Source organism: Pseudomonas sp. NPDC088885, assembly GCF_044750025.1.
Lineage (GTDB): Bacteria > Pseudomonadota > Gammaproteobacteria > Pseudomonadales > Pseudomonadaceae > Aquipseudomonas > Aquipseudomonas rustica.
The window spans coordinates 1-4,278 of the sequence record NZ_JBIVJB010000147.1; the positions used below are offsets into that span (position 1 = coordinate 1).

The window sequence follows — 4,278 nt, forward strand, 5'->3', positions numbered from 1 at the left end:
TGACCATGGTTGAAAATAGCGAACTACGCAAAGCCGGCCTCAAATTGACCATCCCACGGGTCAAGATCATCAAAATCCGCGACTCTACCGAGCCGCTTCACATGAGTGCCGAGTACGTCTACAAGGCGTTGATGGAAGCTGGCGAGGACGTCGGTCTGGCCACGGTTTACCGTGTTCTGACCCAGTTCGAAGCAGCTGGCCTGGTGGTCCGTCACAACTTCGACGGCGGCCACGCGGTATTCGAACTGGCTGACGGTGGCCACCACGACCATATGGTCAACGTGGAAACCGGTGAAGTGATCGAGTTCTTCGACGAAGAAATCGAAAAACTTCAGAAGTCGATCGTCGAGAAGCATGGCTTTGAGATGGTTGATCACAACCTGGTGCTGTACGTCCGCAAGAAAAAGTAAGCATGTCGCGCGAATTCAGGTTCGCGAAACGAGCGAAGGCGACCCAAGGGTCGCCTTCGTGCTTTCTATTGTTTCAAAATCTTAAACTTTCGCGGTAACCACCATTTTTTTCGCGTGAGCCAACGATTCCTTGGTCAGATCGATGCCGCCGAGCATCCGTGCGACTTCTTCTATTCGTTCGGTCTTGCTCAGCTTGGACACGGCTGTGTGGGTTGCCTCATCGCCACGCACCTTGTGCACAAACAGGTGCTGATGACCCTGCGCGGCCACCTGCGGCAAATGCGTCACCGTCAGTACCTGCCCGCGTTCACCCAGACGACGTAGCAACTGGCCGACAATTTCCGCCGTCGGGCCACCAATGCCCACGTCCACTTCGTCGAATACCAGCGTTGGCACCCGGGATGTCTGTGCGGTGATTACCTGAATCGCCAGGCTGATCCGCGACAGCTCACCACCGGATGCCACTTTTGCCAGCGCTTTGAGCGGTTGCCCGGGGTTGGCGCTGACCAACAATTCTACCTGTTCCAACCCGTTCGGCAGCAGTTCGTCACTGCTGTTGGCGCGCAGCTCGATGGTGAATCGGCCGCCGGGCATGCCCAGACGCTGAATCTCTTGTTCCACTGCACTGGCAAGACTGCCGGCGGCCTGATGGCGCAGATCGCTCAGCTCGCGAGCCTTCTCCTGATAATGGCGGGCGTAGGAGGCCAGCTCCTCACCCAGACGCTCGATGGATTCGTCGTTGGCATTCAGGGTTTCGATTTCATCCAGCAGCTTCTGCTGCATTTCCGCGACTTCGGTCGGCTGGATCCGGTGTTTGCGCGCCAGCGTATAAATAGCGTCGAGGCGTTCTTCCAGATATTGCAGTCGTGCCGGATCGGCATCGAAGTTGTCGAGGAATCGATTGAGTTCACCGACAGCCTCTTCAACCTGAATCTGCGCGCTGGTCAGCAAGCTGCTGGCTTCGCCCAGTGCGCCGACCGAATTATTCACGCTCGACAGGCGATTGAGACTGGCGGTCAGTGCGTTCAGGACATTACCCGAATCACTTTCGCTGCATTGCTCGACCACTTGCCGGCAAATGCCCAGCAAGGTTTCAGCGTTGGTCAGGTTTTTGTGTTCCTGCTCCAGTTGCTCCAGTTCGTTATCGCCGAGACCGAGGTTTTCCAGTTCTTCGAGCTGATAGCTGAGCAGTTGATGGCGCGCGCGTTGTTCGTCGCCGGAATTGGAAAGGCGCTCCAGTTCCTGACGGGTCTGGCGCCAGCGCTGCGCAGCCAGTTGAACCTGACGGGCCAGATCGGTCGCGCCGGCGTATTCGTCGAGCAAACGGCGATGGGTATCGGTTTTCAGCAGCGACTGGTGTTCATGCTGGCTGTGGATATCGATCAGCAATTCGCCAAGGGACTTGAGGTCGCCGAGCGGGCAGGGCGTGCCGTTGATGTAGCCACGCGAACGGCCTTCGCTGGTGATGACCCGACGGAGGATGCACGGGCCGTCGATGTCCAGATCGCGCTCGGCCAGCCAGGCGCTGGCCTCGGGGATGTCGACCAGATCGAACGTCGCGAGGATGTCGGCCTTGTCGGCGCCCGGGCGAACCACGCCGCTGTCGGCACGATCGCCCAGGGTCAGGCCGAGGGCGTCGAGCATGATCGACTTGCCGGCGCCGGTTTCCCCTGTGATCACGCTCATCCCGCGATCAAGTTCGAGATCGAGATGTTCAACGATGGCGTAGTTATGTACGGACAGGTGCACCAGCATAAAGGCCGCTCCCAGGCTTTAGGTCTGGTTATTTATACAGTGTTTTGTTTCGGCCTGACAATGCCCTCGCTTAGCTCGATTTGCTTGAACCGCAAAACTTCTTAGCGCATCAGGGAATGAGAATGCGGCACTTTTTTGTAGGGTTAATGCTTGAAGGCCCTTGAAGCCTGATTTTGCGGCCCCATATATCGGGACAGAAGCGCGGGTCAGGCTCGCGGAAGAAATTGAAAGGAGAATTCTATGGCTGACGAACAGACAGTAGATACGCAAAACCCAGATGCCCCTCAGGCGCCGGAAGGTTCGAGTGATGACCTGGCGACCCGTGTGCAAGTGCTCGAAGAGCAATTGGCCGCAGCGCAAGATCAATCTCTGCGCGTAGCTGCCGATCTGCAGAACGTCCGCCGCCGTGCCGAACTGGACGTCGAGAAGGCGCACAAATTCGCCCTGGAGAAATTCGCCAGCGATTTGCTGCCGATCGTCGACAGTCTGGAGCGCGGTCTCGAGTTGTCGAACCCGGACGACGAAAGCATCCGTCCGATGCGTGAAGGCATCGAGCTGACGCTGAAAATGTTCCACGACACCCTCAAGCGTTATCAGCTTGAAGCGATCGATCCGCATGGCGAACCGTTCAACGCTGTTTACCATCAGGCGATGGCTGCACAGGAAAGCGCCGACGTAGAACCGAACAGCGTTTTGAAAGTGTTTCAGAAAGGCTACCAGCTCAACGGTCGCCTGTTGCGCCCGGCCATGGTTGTGGTCAGCAAGGCGCCTGCGCCAATTTCGCCTTCGATTGACGAGAAGGCTTGAAATTAGCCGCAAGGCCCCCATTTAGAAGTCAAGCGTTTAAGTGCTACCGCAGTCAGCCACCACTGCTGCGGCATCCAAATCCAAAGTTTCGGGAGAGTTAACATGGGCAAAATTATCGGTATCGACCTGGGGACCACCAACTCCTGCGTCTCCGTGCTGGAAAACGGCAAAGCAAAAGTTATTGAAAACGCTGAAGGCGCGCGTACCACGCCGTCGATCATCGCTTACGCCAACGATGGCGAAATCCTGGTAGGTCAGTCGGCCAAGCGTCAGGCTGTGACCAACCCGCACAACACTCTGTACGCAGTTAAGCGTCTGATCGGTCGTCGTTTCGACGAAGAAGTTGTGCAGAAAGACATTCAGATGGTGCCGTACAAGATCGCCAAGGCTGACAACGGCGACGCTTGGGTTGAAGTGAACGGCCAGAAAATGGCGCCGCCACAAATCTCGGCTGAAATTCTGAAGAAGATGAAGAAGACCGCCGAAGACTACCTCGGCGAGCCAGTGACTGAAGCGGTCATTACCGTTCCGGCCTACTTCAACGACAGCCAGCGTCAGGCGACCAAAGACGCCGGCCGCATCGCGGGTCTGGACGTAAAACGTATCATCAACGAACCAACCGCAGCCGCTCTGGCTTACGGTATGGACAAGGCCAAGGGCGATCACACCGTGATCGTTTATGACCTGGGTGGCGGTACTTTCGACGTCTCCGTGATCGAAATCGCTGAAGTTGACGGCGAGCACCAGTTCGAAGTGTTGGCCACCAACGGTGACACGTTCCTGGGCGGTGAAGACTTTGACATTCGTCTGATCGACTACCTCGTCGACGAATTCAAGAAAGAAAGCGGCATGAACCTCAAAGGTGACCCGCTGGCGATGCAGCGCCTGAAAGAAGCCGCTGAGAAAGCCAAGATCGAACTGTCCTCGAGCCAGTCGACCGACGTTAACCTGCCGTACATCACTGCAGATGCGACCGGTCCTAAGCACCTGAACGTGAAAATCTCGCGTGCCAAGCTTGAAGCACTGGTTGAAGACCTGGTTCAGCGCACCATCGAACCTTGCCGCATCGCCATGAAAGACGCTGGTCTGGACGTTGGCGCGATCAACGACGTGATTCTGGTCGGTGGTCAGACCCGTATGCCGCTGGTACAGAAGCTGGTAACCGATTTCTTCGGTAAAGAAGCACGTAAAGACGTGAACCCGGACGAAGCTGTTGCCATGGGTGCTGCGATTCAGGGCGCTGTTCTGGCCGGTGACGTGAAAGACGTTCTGCTGCTCGACGTCAGCCCGCTGACCCTGGGTATCG

At 56.9% G+C, this 4,278-nt stretch carries 4 protein-coding genes; 3 read left to right on the forward strand and 1 reads right to left on the reverse strand.

Features of this window, described 5'->3' with window-relative positions; translation table 11 throughout:
• Positions 1 to 5 precede the first annotated feature (5 nt).
• On the forward strand, positions 6 to 410 hold the full coding sequence (fur, locus tag ACIP1X_RS27030) for a ferric iron uptake transcriptional regulator (RefSeq protein WP_400755806.1): 405 nt from the start codon (positions 6 to 8) through the stop codon (positions 408 to 410).
• An 81-nt stretch (positions 411 to 491) separates the two neighbouring features.
• Here the strand turns inward: fur and recN are convergent, their stop codons facing one another.
• Positions 492 to 2,165, reverse strand: coding sequence for a DNA repair protein RecN (gene recN / locus ACIP1X_RS27035; protein WP_053117017.1), 1,674 nt, complete (start codon positions 2,163 to 2,165; stop codon positions 492 to 494).
• A 240-nt stretch (positions 2,166 to 2,405) separates the two neighbouring features.
• On the opposite strand from recN, the gene grpE reads away from it, so the two are divergent.
• Together grpE and dnaK are read left to right on the forward strand one after the other, a co-directional pair.
• Positions 2,406 to 2,972, forward strand: coding sequence for a nucleotide exchange factor GrpE (gene grpE / locus ACIP1X_RS27040; protein ID WP_053117018.1), 567 nt, complete (start codon positions 2,406 to 2,408; stop codon positions 2,970 to 2,972).
• Positions 2,973 to 3,074: 102 nt separating this feature from the next.
• A partial coding sequence (dnaK, locus tag ACIP1X_RS27045; protein ID WP_400755802.1) for a molecular chaperone DnaK occupies positions 3,075 to 4,278 on the forward strand: 1,204 nt, incomplete at its 3' end.

What these genes read in the sequence shown, in the direction of transcription:
- fur (WP_400755806.1), top strand. Translation starts at nt 6, where the DNA reads ATGGTTGAAAATAGCGAACTACGCAAAGCCGGCCTCAAATTGACCATC.
- recN (WP_053117017.1), bottom strand. Translation starts at nt 2,165, where the DNA reads ATGCTGGTGCACCTGTCCGTACATAACTACGCCATCGTTGAACATCTC.
- grpE (WP_053117018.1), top strand. Translation starts at nt 2,406, where the DNA reads ATGGCTGACGAACAGACAGTAGATACGCAAAACCCAGATGCCCCTCAG.